We start from the raw sequence: 19,345 nt of genomic DNA on the forward strand, positions 1-19,345 counted from the left end.
ATAATCAAAGAATCAAAAGAGTATGAAAAATAAATATATTATCGGAGGTCTTGTTGCCACGATGATGGCACCCGCCCTTGTTTCGTGTAGCGACAGCTATCTGGACCAAGCCCCGCTTACCGATACCTCGATTGAGACCGTCAAGCATGACGAAAATGCCGCAGTGGCAACTGTCATGGGTCTTTTCCGCCAGATGCAGACCCAGTACGACGATCTGAAAAACGGTAACCTCAATGTTTCGGGTGAGACATATCTCGCTACCATATACGGTGAGGGTCTCGGCCCTGATGCCAACCCCAGTGAAACCACCTACTACATGGCTTCGGGTATCACCCCCAACAACTTCCGCCGTTCGTCAGGTGGATGGTGGACCATCTGGATGTACCGCTACTGCTACTCGATCATCGGTTCGGCCAACACTATTCTCGACGGAATGGCGGATGACCCGGATGATAGCGTAGAGCTTTGGCTCAAGGCATGTGCGCTCACCATGCGCGCCCACTGCTATACGCGACTCATGCAGGTTCATGCTCCCCGCTGGATTGACTCGGACAACGGTGAGAAATACTGTCTCGTGCTCCGTCTGCGTGCCGGTGAAGCGAATGAACATCCCTTGAATACTTGCAATGAGGTCTATGATCAGCTCTATGCCGACCTCAAGGAAGCTATCCGCTGCTTCGAAAAGACAAGCAAGAAGCGTTCAAGCGAAGAGCTCTTCATGGTAAATGAGGATGTGGCCCGCGGTCTCCTCGCCCGTCTCGCCCTTCTCAAGAATGACTACAAGACCGCTCAGGAGATGGCTCACGCCGCACGCCAGAATTATCCCATCATGCAGGGAGAGGACTACCTGAACGGCTTCTCTACCGTTACTTCCGAAACCATGTGGTCACCCGTCATGGACTATCTGGGAGTATATTACTGGAACTTCGGTGCACACTACGCCTGCAACGGCCACTACTCTTCAGTCAAGTGGGGCTACACCTACACTATGGACTATCAGCTCTACAAGCATCTGAAAGCTTCCGATGTTCGCTCGAAACTCTACTTCGGTCCTCTGACCGTGCAGCACGCTCCCGAGCTCGCAGAAAAGTATGGCGTGACCGCGGAGGATTTCTTCAATGCCGATCTGTACTCACAACAGCGCGCACTCGTATCCATCACCGGATCAGGAACATCACCCAAGGGTAAGAACCTCGCCATGTGGCAGTTCATCCAAGACTACGGTAATTCAGCCACTCTTCAGGCTAATCGTCCCGAAGATAACAAGGGTATCTACGTGCTCAACAAGTATGGTCTGGCACTCGGAACTCAGTTCAAGTTCCAAGGTCTCCCTGACGGCTATTCTTCATGCTGGGTTCCATACATGCGTAGTGCCGAAATGCTCCTGATCGAGGCTGAGGCTGCATGCAACAATAATGACGAAGCTACCGCACAGGCTTGTCTGAAGGAACTTATGGCCAAGCGCGATCCTTCCTACAGCTTCAGTGGCACAGGTCAGGCCCTACTTGACGAAGTGAAGCTTCAGCGTCGTATAGAGCTTTGGGGTGAAGGCTTCAACTGGTTCGACTACAAACGTTGGAATGAAGTGATTGAATACAGGACTTTCGACGGCGACTTCGACCAGATGGGATCTTATCCGAAGACGGTTTCAGCCAAGTATGAGCCGACTTTCATGAACGGCTGGCGTGCTGCTATTCCTGAGAAAGAATTTATCTACAATAAGCTTGCCGATCCATCCCTCGTAGGTCAGTAATTTGATCGGAATTAGAAATATCAGAGGAATCAGAAATATCAAAGGAATCATAATCGTCATTCAGCACGAAGATTCCGGAGATATATGAAGATTCCGGAGATATATACTGAAATTCCAAGGATATAAACTAAAAAGGATATATAAACTAAATGAGAATAGGGGTGTCATGAAGCAATTCATGACACCCCTATTCTCCTATTGGATTAATTGGGATCTAAAAAATGATTGGCAGATGATCTGCCAATCAGTCCATATTTTTGGCTTGTAGGGACGCGGCGTGCCGCGTATGCCGAATGAAATAGTTACAGTCGAAGTTACAGTCGAAGTTACAGTCGAAGTTACAATTGAAGTTATACCCAACTTACAGTCGAATTTACAGCCGACTTACATGTCGAAGTCCTAAGCAGATGTATTTCATCCGGCATACGCGGCACGCCGCGTCCCTACAATTTTCAACGATTTTTGGTGAGGACAAGCGTAAGGACCGCGCAGATGATCAGGACTATGCCGATTGTGGCGCGGACGGTCAGTATCTCGCCGAACAGGAGCACTCCGAACATGACTCCGGTAATGGGTTCGAGCGCGCCGAGAATGGATACAGCCACCGAACCGATGTACTGAATGGAAATCGCCACAGTCATTAGCGAAACGATAGTCGGAATGATGGAAATGCCTATCACACACGCCCAAGGGAGCAGTCCGGAGGGCACGGGTTGCACCTCAAAGAAACAGTTGGTGCGCACGGCAAAGACTATCAGACCGAAAAGGAGTGAATAAAAGGTGATGGTTGAGCCGTGAAGCCGCCCGATACGGCTCTTGTTGATGAAAACCATATAGAGCGCGTAGGAAAGCGATGAGCATATTACCAAGGTCACTCCCTCGGCGGTAACGTTTGCTCCCGGACCGGGATTGCACAGAAAAACTATACCAGTCAGGCAGATGACTATGGAGAGGATGGTCCACAGCGAGATACGGTCGCGGTAGAAGATCCAGAGGATGAGCGCGATGAACACCGGTTCGACAAACAGCAGCGTCGAGGCGATACCGACATCCATGTAATTGTAAGCTTCAAACAGCAGCACTGACGACAGGGCGAAGAGAATGCCGTTGAGCATCATCAGCGGTATGTCACGACGATCCAGACGGAAGCTCTCGCCTCTGACAAGCATGATGAATCCGAGGATCATCGACGCGAAAACATAGCGGTAAAACAGTACAGAGGAGACATCCATCCCTACTTCATAGAGCGGGACGGCAAAAAGCGGATTTGTGCCGTAGCTGACGGCTGCGACCGCTCCGAGAATATATCCTTTGGTTGTACGTGTCATTTCACTGCTTCATAAACGGAAGTAAGAGATTGTTCAGCTGATTATATTCGACGAGAAAACCGTCATGGCCAAACGGAGAGTGGATCTCGCCATAGACTGCGCCGGGGATCTTCGAGCAAAGTTCCTGCATCTCGCGCGGCGGGAAGACGATATCTGTCTCCAGTCCGATGACGAGAGTTCGGGCTTTGATGCGTTTGAGGGCTGCGTCAAGACCGCCACGGCCACGGCCAACGTCGTGCGTGTCGAATGCGTCAAGTATGGCGTGATATGAGTATGCGTCGAAACGACGGCAGAGCTTCTCGCCCTGATAACGCTGGTAGCTGCATGCACGGTGCACTTCAGGAAGTTCCTCTGTGTCGCGCTGCGTGAGGTTATAGCCGTAATATCCCCGGTAGCTGAGCAGGCCGATGGCGCGCGCGGCGGCGAGACCATTGCGTCCGGCCTGCGGGTCAGGATCGCCGAAAGTCGGATCGGCCTCGATGGACATGCGCTGGGTCTCATCGATAGCGATGGTCCAAGGAGTTGCGACAGCATCTGTGGCCATCAGCACGAGCCGGTCGAAACGGTCAGGTTCCATAACCGCCCATTCCACTGCCTGAAAGCCTCCGACGGAGCAGCCGACGAGGGTTGCTATACGGCCGATGCCGAGGGAGTCGGCAAGGATACGGTGGGCGTTGACAATATCACGGATAGTGTAGGGCGGGAAATCCTTGTAATACGGTTGGCCTGTCGCGGGATTGGTGTGAAGCGGAGCAGTCGTGCCGTAGGGCGATCCGAGGATATTGGCACAGATGATGAAATTATCGGCCGGATCAAGGAACTTTCCTTCCTCCACGGTGTGGGGCCACCAGTCCTTGACATCGCTGTTGGCAGTGAGTGCATGACACACCCAGATTACGTTGGACTTATCGGCGTTCAGAGTGCCGTAGGTGTGATATGCTATGCGCAGCTCGTCGAGCTGGCCTCCGAGTTCAAGGCTGAAAGGGCCGTTGTGGTGATAATAATTGATCATGATTCCGTTTGACGCAGTTTATTTGTGACTGCAAAGTTACGCATTTCGGAGGGTTCGGAGTGAATAAGGGACTACAAAAATTCAGAAATTCCGCGAATAACAGTCTTTCCGGAAATCCTCCGTCAGCGGAGTATTCGGGAAAATCCATCTGCTATTCGCGGAATTTCTGAATTTTTATACCTGTATATGTTGTCTATCCTTGGATTTTGTTTAGAAGGCCACATTGTATTTGCCGAGCAGCTCTACCGGACGGTAAGACTCCTTGGCGTGACGGAGACCGGGATCGCCGACATCCTCCTCGCGGTTGATGTACATTACCTCCGGATGACGTTCGGTCATCATTACGGCAAAGAGCTTATTGACGGTCTCACCCGCGCCATTGACCTCGTGGTTCATCTTCTCGATGTGGGTATAGAGTGTGTCGCCCTTCACCTCGCCGAGCGTGAAGGCTACAATGCCGTTTTCAGGTGTGGAGAGCACTGCACCCTCGAAGCCGTATGCCTCAAGATTATCGAGCACGTGCATCACTTGTTCGCGCTCCACATCGGCTATGGCCGGTTTTGAGAGCGGAAGATGGGTCGCGTTGAAAAACTCTTTTACGGCAGGAAGATGGTCGGCTGTCAGTGGCTCGAAACGGTAGCCGGGATGTTCAGCTTCAAAACGGTTGACGTGGTTACGCTTCTTGTTGAGTTTCTTTCCGCTGAGCGAGGCAAGTGAGGCTGCTTCATAGAGATAGTCGCTCCAGTCTTCGAGTTTGTCAACCGTAGCGGCTCCGAGAGCTTTCAGCGGGGCTACATAGACCTCCGGAACTGCGGAGAAAATCAGATCGTAGCCTTCCTGACGGCAATATTCGCGGAGAAGTTTCACGGATTCTTCGAGCGACATCTTTCCCATGGGGATTGAAAATGCGGGTCGCGTCACATCGTCCTCAGTCACACCCTTGACAAAAAGAGTGTTGTTGACTATGCAGTAAGTGTAGGCAAAGTATTCTATCCACATGAACATTCCTCCGACAGTGAAATCACATGTGCGGCCGAAAGCCTGATCAAGATAGGGCTTTATCACCGGAATGTCGGCAATGGTCATGGGCTTGAATTTCAAGCCGGTCTCCTTGCGCGGACGTGCGGTTATGACAGCGGTCGTGTATGGAGAGTAGTTTCGAGGGGTTATCATAATTAAATAGTTTGTGCGTTTTTCATTATGATAACACGCAGGAAAGGCCGGAGGTTCATTATGGGTGCAGAACCGATATATGAGTGCATAACCGATCACATTGTAGGGACGCGGCGTGCCGCGTATGCCGAATAAAATACATCAGCCTGAAATCTGGGCTATAACTATTTCATTCGGCATACGCGGCACGCCGCGTCCCTACAATGTCCCTCAAATGGAGGAATAAGAGGTCACGGGAAGATTACTGACGGCCTGAAGTGGCTACTTCGCGGTTGATCTTGTTGACGAGACCCTGAAGCACCTTGCCCGGACCGAGTTCGATGAACTCGTCAGCACCATCGGCGATCATGTTCTGTACGCTCTGAGTCCAACGTACGGGAGCGGTGAGCTGAGCGACGAGGTTTGCCTTGATCTCTGCGGGATCAGTGTGGGGCTTGGCATCGACATTCTGATATACTGGCACGACGGGAGTATGAACCTCAGTCTTTTCGATAGCCTCTGCGAGTTCGGCACGTGCAGGCTCCATGCAGGGTGAGTGGAACGCACCGCCTACCTTCAGACGCATAGCGCGCTTCGCACCGGCTTCCTTGAGTTTCACGCAAGCAGCGTCGATAGCCTCTTCCTCGCCTGAAATCACGAGCTGGCCGGGGCAGTTGTAGTTGGCGCAGACAACCACGCCGGGGATCGAAGCACAGATCTCCTCAACTTTCTCGTCGGGGAGAGCGATGACGGCTGCCATTGTCGAGGGCTTGAGTTCGCAGGCTTTCTGCATGGCCTGAGCGCGGGCTGAAACGAGACGGAGACCGTCCTCGAAGCTGAGAGCTCCGGCAGCCACGAGTGCTGAAAATTCGCCGAGAGAATGACCGGCCACCATTGCGGGGTCAAATTCGTCTCCCATAGTCTTGGCGAGGATAACGGAGTGGAGGAAGATGGCGGGCTGAGTCACCTTGGTCTGACGGAGATCCTCGTCAGTGCCATCAAACATGAGGTCGGTGATACGGAATCCAAGGATTTCGTTTGCTTTCTCGAACATCTCCTTGGCCACTTCATTGTTGTCATAGAGGTCTTTACCCATTCCGACGAACTGGGCACCCTGACCGGGGAATACAAATGCTTTCATAAAAAATACTTTTGCGTTGTATCGTTGTAATGATTGATCTTAATTATATCCGACTCGACGTGTAATCACCGTCTAACGGCGTGAGGACTAATGCTTTGACTCAGCTTTTGACCGGTGGTCGGTTTCAGACTGCAAAGTTACGCTTTTCCGGCAAGATTTTAAGGTTCAAAAACCATTTTTAACATCCACGGGGTCAAGCGACTCACCCTTTTCACAACTCGTCAGCAAAAATTTCACTAACTTTGCAGATATAAACAATTGATATTACTACGAAAATTTATGATACCTTGCTTTCTCAACCTCGGCACAGGCGAACTGATAGTCATTTTCCTCGTCATAATCCTCCTTTTCGGTGCGAAGCGCATCCCGGAACTTGCCCGAAGCATGGGCAAGGGAATAAGCATGTTCAAGCATGGAATGAACGAGGCTGTAACCCAGATCAACGAGACGCCTGAAGCTGACGCAAAGGCCAAAGCTGACAGCAAACCGACAACCGGCGAAGAAGAGAAGAAGTGAACTCGGAAATGGGATTCTGGGATCACGCCGAAGCCCTGCGCGGAGTATTGCTCCGGATCGCGGGGCTGATCCTCGTGCTCTCATGTGTGCTTTTCGCGGCTATGCCCCATATCTTTGACTCGGTGATCCTTGCGCCGTGTCGCCCCGACTTCATCCTCTACCGCTGGCTTGCAAAACTCCCCGGCGCGATGCTCCCTGACGCGGCTACCGGCGGGTTTGAGGTTCATCTCATCAATATTCGGCTTGCATCGCAGTTCTTCATCCACATGACCACCTCCTTTTGGCTAGCCATAGTGCTCGGCTTCCCGATGTGTGTCTATCTGCTGTGGGGCTTCGTCGCTCCGGGGCTTTACGAGGAGGAGAAGCGAGGAATGCGCACTGCCTTTCTCGCGGGCAACCTGATGTTTTTTCTCGGCGTGGCCACCGGTTATTTCCTCGTTTTCCCTCTGACGCTGCGCTTCCTTGCGGACTATCAGCTGAGCGCGATGATCCCAAATCAGATCTCGCTCGATTCCTATATGGACAATTTCTTCATGCTCATATTGGTGATGGGAATAGTGTTTGAACTTCCGCTCGTCACGTGGCTTATCGGTAAGACGGGTGTGCTGAAACGCGATTTCTTCAACCGTTTCCGCCGTCATGCCATAGTGGTGCTACTCGTTGCGGCGGCTGTCATCACTCCGAGTGGCGATCCGTTCACGCTGATGGTGGTGTTCCTGCCGCTCTACATCCTATGGGAACTCTCGGCTTTCGCTGTCCCGATGGCGGAGAAGCGCAATCAAGAAGTATAGACAAAAATACATTGATATTAATATAACGACAATGAAAATAGGTATAATTGTGGCCATGCAGAAGGAGCTGGCCCTCATCCTCCCGATGATAAGCGATCTCGTCACCGAGACCCGTGGGACAATCACATATCACTGCGGTCGCATCGGCGACAAGGAAGTGGCCGTGATGCAGTGTGGCATCGGTAAGGTCAACGCAGCTGTCGGGGCTGTTAGTTTGATCGATGCTTTCTCGCCTGACATCATGATCAACACCGGCGTTGCAGCCGGAGCTGGCAATGAGGTTAGCGTGATGGACGTTGTGATTGCTGACCGCCTCGTGCACCACGATTTCTGGTGTATCGGAGAGGAGTGGGGGAGAGTGCCGGGCTCGCCCCGTTTCCTTCCCGCGCTGTTGCCGCAGCTTGATCAGACCGACGGTGTGAAGCAGGGATTGATCGCATCCGGTGAGCTCTTCATCTCGTCAAAGGATGAAATTGACAAGATCCGCGGTCATTTCCCCGACGTGATGGCTGTCGATATGGAGTCGGCCGCCATTGCACAGGTATGCGAACTGCGTGGTGTACCTTTCGTGTGCATGCGCGTTATCAGTGACACGCCTTGGTGCTCCCACGACAATTCCCGCCAGTATGAGGACTTCTGGGAAACCGCCCCGCAGAAAACGTTTGAGATACTTAAACAGGTCATTAATTCCATAAATAATAACTAATTCATAATAGGCTGATACATCCGGGATTCATGAATTCGGTTGATGTATGTAGGGACGCGGCGTGCCGCGTATGCCGAATGAAATACATCATAACTGGAAACGAAATACACCATAATTGAAAATGATAACGTATCATTGAAAACCATAACATATCGTTGGGAATGACAATGTATCAAAATGATACCGTAGCAATTCAATTGTAAGTATTTATCCCAAAAAAATTACCATTACGGAAAAAGCCTGAATCATAAATATAATCTCGACGAGAAAAAGGTATAATCTCGACGAGAAAAAGGTCATTTGGCATACGCGGCACGCCGCGTCCCTACAGACTAATATCATTTATTATGCCTTATGCATTGAATTAAAATTATGAAAAAAATACCGAGTTTTACGATAGACCACAATCGATTGCTTAGAGGAGTATATGTATCGCGCCGCGATGTCACCCCCTCCGGCGACGTGATCACTACCTTTGATGTCCGTATGACCGAGCCGAATCGCCAACCCGCCCTGTCACCCGAAGCACTTCATGCACTCGAACATCTGGCCGCAACCTATCTGCGCAACAATCCGGAGTGGAAGGAGCGCATAGTCTATTGGGGCCCGATGGGATGCTGTACCGGTAACTACCTGATCATTCAGGGAGAGCTTGAAAGCTCCGACATCGTGACCCTGCTCCGCGACACGATGAAATTCGTAGCGGAATTCGACGGGGAAATTCCCGGTGCTACTCCGCGCGACTGCGGCAACTATTCCTTCATGGATCTTGAGGCCGCACGTAAAGCAGCCCGCACGTATCTTGACGAGGTACTGACCGTGATCACTCCGGACAATCTCGTCTATCCGCAGTAAGGATGCGTGTGAGCAGCGTCAAAATCTTATCGACACACAATGAAAGACCTCAAAGGAATAAAGGGAAAATTTTATATAGCCTCGCTGATAGAGGAAGGCGAGCACGAACATCAGGACTTCAAATTCGCTATCTCTGACGCCCGCAAGATAGCCCGCAGTATCTCCGCTTTCGCCAACAACGACGGTGGCCGTCTGCTCGTAGGTGTAAAGGACAACGGAGTCATTGCCGGTGTCAGGAACGAGGAAGACATCTACGTGGTCGAACAGGCGGCTGAGATGTACTGTCGGCCTTCGCAGAAGATACGTGTCACGGCGTTCAAGACCGAGGCCGACAAGGTTGTGTTCCGTATCGAGATAGACCGTGCCGAGCGTCGGCCGGTCGTGGTTCTTGAGGCGAATGGTGTGAGTCATGCCTATTATCGCGTGAAAGATGAAAACATACTTGCCCCCGATCTGCTGGTCCGGGCATGGATGGCTGCTGCTGAAAGTGATGGCTGTGTCATCTCGCTATCGGATGCGGAGCGGTGTCTGCTCGGCATGATGGAGCAGGGGCCTACGGCTTTGGAGGACTTCATGCTTTCCGCCCATGTCTCCCGTGCGACAGCTGAGGATATGGTCATCCGCCTCCACTCCATGAACCTTCTTGACTTTCACTATGACGGCAAAGGTTTTCGCCTAAGTTCTGCCAATGACGCGATGCAGGAATAGCCGTCGGTCTGGTGGCTATGATAAAAACGATTTAACCGGTTGTGGGGTATATGCTTTTGCCTGTCCTCACAACCGGTTTTTCTTGATAGTTATAGAAATAATATAGTCGTAAAAAATAAGAATGCTGCGGCGGATTTCCGCCACAGCATTCTTATTTTTGCAGTATGGATCTTATTTTGTAAGCTTTGAGAGATCGATGCAGAATTCTCCGCTCTGGTTAGCGTAGTAACCACCGTCATTATCAAAGATAGCGAGACCCTTGACAGGCCATGTGATCTTACCATCGGCATACTGTCCGTATGTCTGGAGACCGATTGTCATGACACCGTAGCCCATATCTACACCGGTTGTGAAACCATCGTTGGGAGTGCTTCCGAAGAACACCTTTGAAGGATCGGTAGCATCCACCACCACATAGTTCTCAGAGAGTGTGCAGTATCTCTGGAAGGGAGAGTCAGCACACCCGTAAGGATTGACGAGGCGGTAGAGACCGGGAGTGGTTGAATGTTCTTCGATCTCAACATTCCAAGTCAGGCAAGGATTGCTGAAGAGCGGGCCAACCATGTCGTCGGTATATTCGCAATAGCCGAGCGAGTTCCATTCAGTACCGTTGGCATAAACGAATGTACCTTCCCAAGCGTCTGAAAGATAGGGTGAGGTAAATTCCGGATCAATTGAAAGTGCAAGGTTGTAAGTGGTGAAGTTTTCCATCAGATCCACGAGAGGAGTAATGGATACCACCGCACTTTCCGCACCATTTGCAAATGTTACCTGTGAAGGAATAGTGAACTTATCAGTATCACCGGAAGCTGTAATGCCTACAGAAATCTCACCGCCGGTAGTCTTACGATAGATGGTGATTGTCTGTGCGCCTGCTTCAGCGTCAATAGCGAAGTCAGAGATCTCATCGGATGAGAAATAGACACCGGGAGTGTTCACTTCTTTGGCCGGAGTGTATTCGACTTCGTCCGTACAGGCTGTGAAAGCCATAGCGGCAGCCACTCCGAGAATTGAGAATAATTTATTGAATTTCATCGTATGAACTTACTTGTTGATTTAAGCTGGTTTGAATTTATCACCGACTGCGGGGTTGGCAAAGCCTTCGACACCCTTGTTGAAGTTTCCTTCATAGTCAACGAAGGGCCAGTTCATCCAGCCGGGACGGCCATTAGTGTTGAACTGTGCGGCTGCAGGCCAGTTAGAACCGTCGTATGCACGGGTCACACCCTTGTTGAGACGCTTGAAGTCATAGAAGATCACGTTCTCGCCCCAGAACTCGATACGCTTCTGCTTGAAGCATTCGTCAACCACACCGTCCTTGTCAGTTGCAAGGCATGAGTAGGTGGGATAGCGGTAAGTCTGCATGAACGATTCGAGGAGGGTCTTGCCCTGAGCGGGGTTGGAGTGTGCGGTTGCCTCAGCCTCGATGAGATACATTTCCTCGATACGCATGAGGGGCACGGCCACGGCAAATGTAGTGGCACGCTGGTCAACCACGCCATTGCCGGGACGGAACTTGATACCTGCGTAGGTCATGAGTGAGTTGCCCTTGCTTGTGGAGATGAAAGGTTCCTGACCTGAAAGGAAGCTTCCTTCGGGAGCTTTCCAAGAGAGCTTGCGCCAGTCGGCATTGTCAATTGAAGAGTAGAGGGCAGCGTCGATCATCATGTTTGTGCCATACTGACCGTTGTAACCGAGATTGGACTCTCCGATCATGAAGCTACCCCAGTTGGATGACTGACCGGTAGTGACGGCCTCGTCATTGCTCTCATACTGGATGGCCCACATCCAAGAGTTGAAGCTGGAATTGTTGAAGCCGTTGGCCTTGTCGAACCATTCGCTCTGGGTAAGAGGAGCGTAGCCTGCACCGGTGTTGATGGCCTTGCGGGCATACTCGGCAGCCTTAGGATAGTTCTCATCCCACATATATACGCGGGCCATGAGACCATAGACTACTGCGAGGTCAGGGAACACCTTGGAGTCACGCACCGAAGTGGTCGATTGGAAGAGTTCTTCAGCCTGAGCGAGATCGGCAAGGAGTTTTTCCGACATCTCGGCATGGGGCAGACGGGGATTGTTGGTAAGCTCGTCGCTCGTCATGTCGGGAGTAACGTAGGGCACGGTCAGACCGGTCACGTTGTTGTTGTCAGTATTGATAGGGCTGATGGTCTCGTTGGGGAGGAACTCGTAGGTACGGGCCATGTCAAGATATGTCGCGCTGCGGTAGGTGATGGCTTCAGCGAGATACTTGATCTGTTCGGGCGACTGGGGATTGGCGAGCATACCGATCACCTCATTGGCAGCCTTGACCTGAAAGTTGAGATAGTACCAGTTGATCTGTGAGAGCAGATAGGTGGGGTCAATCGAGATGCTCACCTCCTGCCAGTACAGGAAGTGCTGGTAACCGGTGTAAGGCTGGATCATGTCATTGGTCATGACATTCTGAGCGATGAATACCGCGGGATAGCCGAAGTCAAAAGCGTTTGAGCTCCATGTATGCCAGTTCTTCATGTAGGCGGGCATACCCTTGACGATAGATTCAAGTGACTTTGACGATTCGGCAACCTGATCTGAAGTCACACCATTGGTGGGGAATGTCTCTTCGATACATCCCGTCAGCATGGGTGTTGCTGCAGTTAATACTGCAAGCGATTTCAATATATTTTTCATTGTGAATTGTCGGGGATTAATTAGAAGGTTACAGAGATACCGCCTGAGAGAGTGCGGATTGCTGAATAGTAGGCGTTACCACCGCTGATGCTTGTACCGCCGAGGCCGAACTGACGGGGGTCAAGACCTTGACGCTTTGACCACAACCAGAGGTTTTCACCGCTGAAATATACGCGGACCTTTTCAAGGAAGATCTTGTTGCAGATATTCTTGGGGATGGTATAGCCGAAGTTTACATTCTGAAGTGTCAGATAAGAAGCATCGGTGAGATACTGATCAGATGTGATCTGGAAGTTGTCGGCGAACTGGAAGCGGGGGATTGTTGATGAGGGATTCTCAGGAGTCCAAGCGTTGAGGACATCGGCATGGAATGTAGAGCCGCGTGTTCCTGACTGGGGAGCTGACATGTAGTTGTCATAGCTCTGGTCGATGACCTTGCCGCCGATCTGATAAGTGAAGTCAACCGAGAGGTCGAAGCCCTTGAAGGTGAAGGCTGTTCCGAAACCACCGTAAGCCTTGGGAATAGCAGAGCCACAGAGGTATTCATCAGGTTCATCGTTATAGTTGACCTTTTCGCGTTTTTCGATGATCGGGTGACCGGCAGCGTCGTTGATGGTTTTACCGTTTTCGTCGGTCTTATAGACATTCTTCCAGAAGAGGGGCATACCTGTTTCCTGATCTACGCCAGCGAACTGAGCCATGTAGTAAGTGTACATGGGAAGACCCTCGGCGATGAAGAAGCCGCGTGATGCAGTACCGTAGTGACCCTCGACGTAGTTACCCTTGTTGGTTTCGGGAAGGCGAGTCACCTTGTTCTTGTAGAACGTGAGGTTGAAGTTGAGATCCCAAGTGAAGTCGCGGGTAGCGATGACAGTGCCGCGGAGGTCAAATTCCATACCGCTGTTACGCATGTCACCGAAGTTCTCCCACTGGTTTGAGTAGCCTGACGATGCGGCGAGAGGCTTCTGATAGAGCATATCGGATGTCTTACGGTAGAAACCTTCGATGCTACCTGTGAGGCGATTGTTGAAGAATGCGAATTCGACACCTGCATTGAAGTTGCCGTTCTTTTCCCAAGTGATGTCGGGATTACCCTTGACTGAGCTTGCAGAGAGTGAGGGCTGACCATCGACGTTGACAATAGTGTAGTTGTTGGTGTAGCGGTAGTTACCGATGTTGTCGTTACCCTGTTCACCGTATGATGCCTTGATCTTCAGAAGATCTACCCAGTCAGCCTCGAACCAGTTTTCCTTAGAGATGATCCATGCGCCACCGAGTGACCAGAAGTTACCCCAGCGGTGATCGGGATGGAAACGTGACGAAGCGTCGCGACGGAATGAAGCAGAACCGAAGTATTTGCTGTCATAGTCATACTGAGCGCGGAAGAAGTAACCTTCGTTGTCGTATGAGGTGGTGTAGGATTCCATAGAGTTGTCGATCACAGCACCGTTGAGCTCGTGGTTGCCCGGTGAGAACATGTTGGTACGTGTGGCACCGAGGTAGGTTGTCTTGATCCATGTGTTTTCATGACCGAGGAGGACACTTACATCGTGGAGACCGAACTTACGGTTCCAGTTGAGAAGTTGCTGATAAGTGTAAGTCATGTAACGCTCGTGTTCCTTGATGACGCGACCGCCTGCAGCGAGGTTGTTTTCAGTGAGGGGGTTGCTCACGGAAGTACCGCGATATTCATTGACATAGACAGTGTTGTTTGTAGTGAACTTGAAGTCACGGAGGAAACGGATCTCGGCGAAACCGGTAGCATTGACAGAGTTGCCCTCTGTGTTGTTGGTGTCATAGACAACGTCTGAAACACCGTTTGAACCGAATGATGCACCACCGGGACGGCGCAGACCTGCGTTCTGACCCTGACCGTAGTCATAGAGGATCATACCGTCGGCATTTCTCATGATTTCACCCTTGCCGTCACGGATATACATCGGATAGATCGGGGCGATAGAAGTTGCGATGGCGAGCGGGTTGGCGACAGAAGATGTCGAACCGTCAGATGTCATTGCATTGTTGTTGGTGTGTGCGTAAGCGAAGTTCGCACCGACCTTCAACCATGATTTCAGCTGTGAATCAGCATTGAGACGACCGGTAAAACGCTCATAGTTGGTGTTGGCGATGATACCTTCGTTGTTGAGATAACCGATTGAAGCGTAGAAATTGGTTGACTGAGTGGAGTTGGATACAGACACGTTGTATTCCTGACGGAGGCTCTTGGCATAGGTCTCGTCGAGCCAGTTGTCAGGCGTGATGAAGTATTCCTGACCATTGTAGTTGACCACATTACCGAAAGTGGCAGCAGGATTCACCTTACCGTTGCGGCCGATGAAGAATTCGTTTGAAGGATAGGAGAAAGGCTGATAACCAAGACCGTAATCAGAGCTGTTGATAAGGTTGTTGTTGGCATACTGCCATGCCTGATTTGCACTCATTCCGCGTTCGTTAGTGAAATAGTTGTAGAGTGAGTTGTAATAGGTCTCGAAGTACAGACGGGGATCCTGAATGGTATTGTAGTCAGCAACGGCGCGTGAGTTCTGACCCCACTTGGCGTCGAGGGTTACCACTGCGTTCGAACCGTTCTTTGCTCGCTTGGTAGTGATGAGGATGACACCATTGGCACCACGTGCACCGTAAAGAGCGTTTGATGCGGCATCCTTGAGAATGGTCATTGACTCGATATCGGCAGTGTTGATATTGGTGATCGAACCGCCGTAAGGCACACCATCAAGCACGATAAGGGGATCATTACCTGCATTAAGCGATGAAATACCGCGGATCACGATTGAAGAAGGACCGCTACCGGGCTGACCGGACTGATTGAAGATCTGAGTACCGGCGGCCTTACCCTGAAGGGCGTTGAGCGCGTTGGTAACCTGTGCTTGCTCGATTTCAGCTGCATCAATCACGGTTGCCGAACCGGTGAAAGCCGAACGCTTTGCCGTACCGTATGCCACGGTGATGACTTCGTCGAGCATGTTAGTACCGTCGAGGACGATGTTCATCCTCACTCCGGGAGTGATGGCGACTTCTTTAGTGTTCATTCCGACGTATGACACGGAAAGTTTTTTGACAGAGGCCGGAAGCGTCAGCGAGAAGTTGCCGTCAACGTCAGTGGCGGCTCCGATCTGAGTACCGACTCCCATGACGGTCGCTCCGACAAGCGGCTCGCCGTCTGTTCCGCTCACCGTACCGCTGACGGTCTGGTTCTGGGCCATGACCGCGATGGTAGTGATGAGCGCTGCAAGTAGTAGAAACAGCTTTTTCATACCTTGTAGTTAAGTAATACGAATTGGTTAAAGTGTTGAAAATAATGATTGTTAGCTTCTTGTTCGATCACCGCACGGTGATGATTGTCGGGGAGAGTAGAAAGATTCTCAAATAGACACATTCTCATTTTTTGAGACACTATGAGGAAGTGGAATTGAAGAGTGTGAAAAAATCGAATAAATAATATGCTTTTTTTCACAAATCCTAAACTATTCGAGCGCAAAAGTAATATTTTTTGATGAATCTGTTAATAGTTGTTATGTGAAATAATGTTAATTACGGTATGTATGCGCTTTCATTATGCAATTTAACATTATCTGTGCGTAACAAAATGAAAGAAAAAGAGGATGAATTGTTTGACAGAAGTTACGGAAAGGAGAAAATCATTCCTTTAATCAGATATTTTTATAGTAAGAATCTTCTGAGAATTGTTGATGCAATTTCTTAGCAAATGTGAAATACAACACCGCTGGATTATAAAATTTCACTTCGTGATGAAATTTTCTTTCAAATTATTTGCACAGATGAATTAATGATTATAAATTTGCACGGTCGAAAAAGAACAACGACTGACTCTTTACAACAATGAACGCTAATTTTAACAGCATGAATTATTGGTGGCGCATCGGTAAGACATATCGATGGCAATGATTCATTATATAAGATCAACATCCCCGAAGATTTAGCTATAATTATAATATCTGCGGCCATCGATTGAAAAAAATCGGTGGCCGCAGATCTTTTCTCTCCCCACCGTTTCAACTGAATAAAAGAAATAATCAAATAAATCCCTATAATGGAAAAATACAGGTCACTCCTTCCGATCGACGAGGAAGGATATTACGGACGATTCGGAGGGGCATATATCCCCGAAATACTCCACAGCAATGTGAAGAATCTGCGGGAGGCTTTCTACCGCTATGTGGATGACGAGAATTTCCAGCGTGAGTTTGACTGGCTGATGCGCGACTACGTGGGACGTCCCTCGCCGCTCTACCGTGCCGATAGCCTCAGCGAACTTTACGGAACAAACATCTATCTCAAGCGTGAGGACCTCAACCATACCGGAGCACATAAGATAAACAATGCCATCGGGTCGGCCCTTCTTGCCCGACGCATGGGTAAGCACCGCATCATCGCCGAGACGGGTGCGGGGCAGCACGGCGTGGCCACTGCGACAGTTTGTGCGCTCATGGGGCTCGAATGTGTGATCTATATGGGAGCGACGGATGTGGCGCGTCAACAGCCCAACGTGGAGCGCATGAAGATGCTCGGTGCAACGGTAGTGCCGGTGCAGTCGGGCAACAAAACCTTGAAAGATGCCACTAACGAGGCCATACGCGACTGGTGTTGCAACCCTGACAGCTTCTATATAATAGGTAGTACGGTCGGGCCGCATCCCTATCCAGAGATGGTGGCTCATTTCCAGTCAGTCATCAGCAAGGAGATCCGCGAGCAGCTGAAGTCGCACATAGGCCGTGAGAATCCGGATTATGTGGTGGCCTGTGTGGGTGGCGGAAGTAATGCCGCCGGAGCATTCTATCATTTCATCAATCATCCGGAAGTCAAGCTCATTGCCGCCGAGGCTGCGGGCAAGGGTGTGGATAGCGGTGAGACGGCTGCTACCATTCAGGTCGGGAGCGAGGGGATCATCCACGGAGCGCGTACGCTCGTCATGCAGACCCCCGACGGACAAATTGTGGAGCCTTACTCAATATCGGCCGGTCTTGACTATCCCGGTATCGGTCCGCTCCACGCTTTCCTCGCCACTTCAGGACGTGCGGAGGTGCTTGCAGTGACTGATGCGGAGGCTCTCTCGGCGGCTATGACGCTTACACGCCGCGAGGGTATCATCCCGGCTCTCGAAAGTGCCCATGCTCTGGCCGTGCTTGACAAGAAGAGTTTCGGACGCGATGATGTTGTCGTCATCAACGTCTCCGGGCGTGGCGACAAGGATATGCAAACTTACCTTTCATTCAATTCATAACGCATTATGAATTAAAAGAATTAACTATGTCAAATAAAATCACTCAATACAGACGTACTATCCCGGCCGATCTTGAGACTCCGGTGGGAATTTATCTTAAAGTACGCGATCTCTATCCTCAGTCGGCACTGCTTGAAAGCTCCGACTATCATGCGCAGAACAATGCTACCTCTTTTATAGGTGTAGATCCGATCGGCTATTTTAAGGTCGAGGACGACAAGGTGAAACTCGGTTATCCCCGACAGGCCGAAATCGTGAGGCCGATCGGCACGGGAGTCGATGTGGTCAAGGAACTCGGCGACTACATCAAAAGTTTCGACATCGCTGATACCGACCCGCGACTGCCCGACGGATTTCTCGGATATACGGCCTACGATGCCGTCCGCTATTTCGAGGATGTGAAGATTCAGCCTCATGAGGAGAAGTTCGACGGCATTCCGGACATGTATTATGTCCTCTACCGTTTCCTGATCGAGGTGGATCATTACAAGAACGAGATGACCATTGTCGAAAACTGCCCTGAGGGGGAGGAGGTGCAGACAGATGAGCTGATCTCCGTGCTCCACAATAATAATATGGCGCAGTATCCCTTCGCTCCCGCCGACGATCTCGAATCGAGCATGAGCGATGACGATTTCATCCGTGCCGTGGAGAAATGTGTGCGTCATGCCCTGCGTGGGGATGTGTTTCAGATCGTACCCTCGCGCCGTTTTTCCCGTGGTTTCACCGGCGACGAGTTCAATGTCTATCGCGCCCTGCGCTGCATCAATCCCTCGCCCTATCTGTTTTACTTCGATTTCGGAGGCTTCAAGGTGTTTGGTTCATCGCCTGAGACACATCTTCGCATCACAGGCCGAACCGCATATATCGACCCGATCGCAGGAACTTTCCGCCGCACGGGCGACGATGACCGCGACCGCGAACTTGCCAAGGCACTGCTGAAGGACGAGAAGGAGAATGCCGAACACATCATGCTCGTGGATCTCGCCCGCAATGACCTCAGCCGGAGCGGCGGACGTGTGGAGATCGATTTCCTGAAAGAGATACAGTATTATTCTCACGTTATCCACATGGTGTCGCGCGTCAAGGCGGAACTGCCGGAGGGGGCGGACAATTACCGTCTCTTTGCCGACACCTTCCCTGCCGGAACGCTTTCGGGCGCACCGAAAGTCCGCGCTATGCAGATCATTGACGAGGTCGAACCTCACAGCCGTATGCTCTACGGCGGCTGTATCGGTTATCTCGGTTTCAACGGCGACATCAACCAAGCCATCACCATCCGCAGTTTCCTCAGCCACGGCAACCGTCTCTATTCGCAGGCCGGTGCGGGAATCGTCGCCCACTCCAGACCCGAAAGCGAGCTTCAGGAGACACGCAACAAACTCGGTGCGCTTAGCAAGGCTATAACCTACGCGGTTGAATTTGGCAAATGATCCTCTAACAACTTATA

At 50.9% G+C, this 19,345-nt stretch carries 15 protein-coding genes; 8 read left to right on the forward strand and 7 right to left on the reverse strand.

Going from position 1 to position 19,345, the window contains the following annotated elements:
- Positions 1-22: 22 nt before the first annotated feature.
- On the forward strand, positions 23-1,753 hold the full coding sequence (locus K2G41_RS04375; protein ID WP_300114997.1) for a RagB/SusD family nutrient uptake outer membrane protein: 1,731 nt from the start codon (positions 23-25) through the stop codon (positions 1,751-1,753).
- Between the two features lie 452 nt (positions 1,754-2,205).
- On the opposite strand, the gene K2G41_RS04380 is transcribed toward K2G41_RS04375, so the two are convergent.
- The 4 genes from K2G41_RS04380 to fabD all read right to left on the reverse strand — a co-directional run bounded on the left by K2G41_RS04380 (position 2,206) and on the right by fabD (position 6,386).
- The gene (locus tag K2G41_RS04380) at positions 2,206-3,081 is read right to left on the reverse strand and encodes an EamA family transporter (protein WP_300115000.1); all 876 of its coding nucleotides are present in this window, start codon (positions 3,079-3,081) and stop codon (positions 2,206-2,208) included.
- Between the two features lies 1 nt (position 3,082).
- Positions 3,083-4,093 (reverse strand): homoserine O-acetyltransferase, encoded by a 1,011-nt coding sequence (metX, locus tag K2G41_RS04385; RefSeq protein WP_300115003.1) that lies wholly within the window; start codon positions 4,091-4,093, stop codon positions 3,083-3,085.
- A 210-nt stretch (positions 4,094-4,303) separates the two neighbouring features.
- On the reverse strand, positions 4,304-5,266 hold the full coding sequence (locus K2G41_RS04390; protein WP_300115005.1) for a phosphatidylglycerol lysyltransferase domain-containing protein: 963 nt from the start codon (positions 5,264-5,266) through the stop codon (positions 4,304-4,306).
- Positions 5,267-5,507: 241 nt separating this feature from the next.
- Positions 5,508-6,386 (reverse strand): ACP S-malonyltransferase, encoded by an 879-nt coding sequence (fabD, locus tag K2G41_RS04395; RefSeq protein ID WP_300115008.1) that lies wholly within the window; start codon positions 6,384-6,386, stop codon positions 5,508-5,510.
- Positions 6,387-6,665: 279 nt separating this feature from the next.
- Here fabD and K2G41_RS04400 point away from each other — a divergent pair, with 279 nt between their 5' ends.
- From K2G41_RS04400 to K2G41_RS04420, 5 genes are all read left to right on the forward strand, one after another.
- Positions 6,666-6,902, forward strand: a complete 237-nt coding sequence (locus K2G41_RS04400; protein WP_300115010.1) for a twin-arginine translocase TatA/TatE family subunit — start codon at positions 6,666-6,668, stop codon at positions 6,900-6,902.
- An 8-nt stretch (positions 6,903-6,910) separates the two neighbouring features.
- Positions 6,911-7,693: a twin-arginine translocase subunit TatC gene (gene tatC, locus K2G41_RS04405; RefSeq protein WP_300115013.1), complete on the forward strand. Its 783-nt coding sequence runs from the start codon at positions 6,911-6,913 to the stop codon at positions 7,691-7,693.
- Positions 7,694-7,724: 31 nt separating this feature from the next.
- The gene (locus tag K2G41_RS04410) at positions 7,725-8,399 is read left to right on the forward strand and encodes a 5'-methylthioadenosine/adenosylhomocysteine nucleosidase (RefSeq protein WP_300115016.1); all 675 of its coding nucleotides are present in this window, start codon (positions 7,725-7,727) and stop codon (positions 8,397-8,399) included.
- Between the two features lie 372 nt (positions 8,400-8,771).
- Positions 8,772-9,254, forward strand: a complete 483-nt coding sequence (locus K2G41_RS04415; RefSeq protein ID WP_300115019.1) for an S-ribosylhomocysteine lyase — start codon at positions 8,772-8,774, stop codon at positions 9,252-9,254.
- A 39-nt stretch (positions 9,255-9,293) separates the two neighbouring features.
- Positions 9,294-9,962 (forward strand): ATP-binding protein, encoded by a 669-nt coding sequence (locus K2G41_RS04420; protein WP_300115022.1) that lies wholly within the window; start codon positions 9,294-9,296, stop codon positions 9,960-9,962.
- A gap of 171 nt (positions 9,963-10,133) precedes the next feature.
- Here the strand turns inward: K2G41_RS04420 and K2G41_RS04425 are convergent, their stop codons facing one another.
- The 3 genes from K2G41_RS04425 to K2G41_RS04435 are packed head-to-tail and all read right to left on the reverse strand — an operon-like array spanning position 10,134 to position 15,907.
- A complete protein-coding gene (locus tag K2G41_RS04425) occupies positions 10,134-10,997 on the reverse strand; it encodes a hypothetical protein (RefSeq protein WP_300115025.1) in 864 nt (287 codons plus the stop codon).
- Between the two features lie 21 nt (positions 10,998-11,018).
- A complete protein-coding gene (locus K2G41_RS04430) occupies positions 11,019-12,632 on the reverse strand; it encodes a RagB/SusD family nutrient uptake outer membrane protein (RefSeq protein WP_300115028.1) in 1,614 nt (537 codons plus the stop codon).
- 20 nt (positions 12,633-12,652) lie between these two features.
- Positions 12,653-15,907: a TonB-dependent receptor gene (locus K2G41_RS04435; protein ID WP_300115032.1), complete on the reverse strand. Its 3,255-nt coding sequence runs from the start codon at positions 15,905-15,907 to the stop codon at positions 12,653-12,655.
- A 797-nt stretch (positions 15,908-16,704) separates the two neighbouring features.
- On the opposite strand from K2G41_RS04435, the gene trpB reads away from it, so the two are divergent.
- Positions 16,705-17,895, forward strand: coding sequence for a tryptophan synthase subunit beta (gene trpB / locus K2G41_RS04440; protein ID WP_300115035.1), 1,191 nt, complete (start codon positions 16,705-16,707; stop codon positions 17,893-17,895).
- Between the two features lie 26 nt (positions 17,896-17,921).
- Positions 17,922-19,328, forward strand: coding sequence for an anthranilate synthase component I family protein (locus tag K2G41_RS04445; RefSeq protein ID WP_300115039.1), 1,407 nt, complete (start codon positions 17,922-17,924; stop codon positions 19,326-19,328).
- The last annotated feature ends 17 nt before the right edge of the window (positions 19,329-19,345 follow it).

Origin of the sequence: Duncaniella sp. (assembly GCF_029056165.1) — a bacterium.
GTDB lineage: Bacteria > Bacteroidota > Bacteroidia > Bacteroidales > Muribaculaceae > Duncaniella.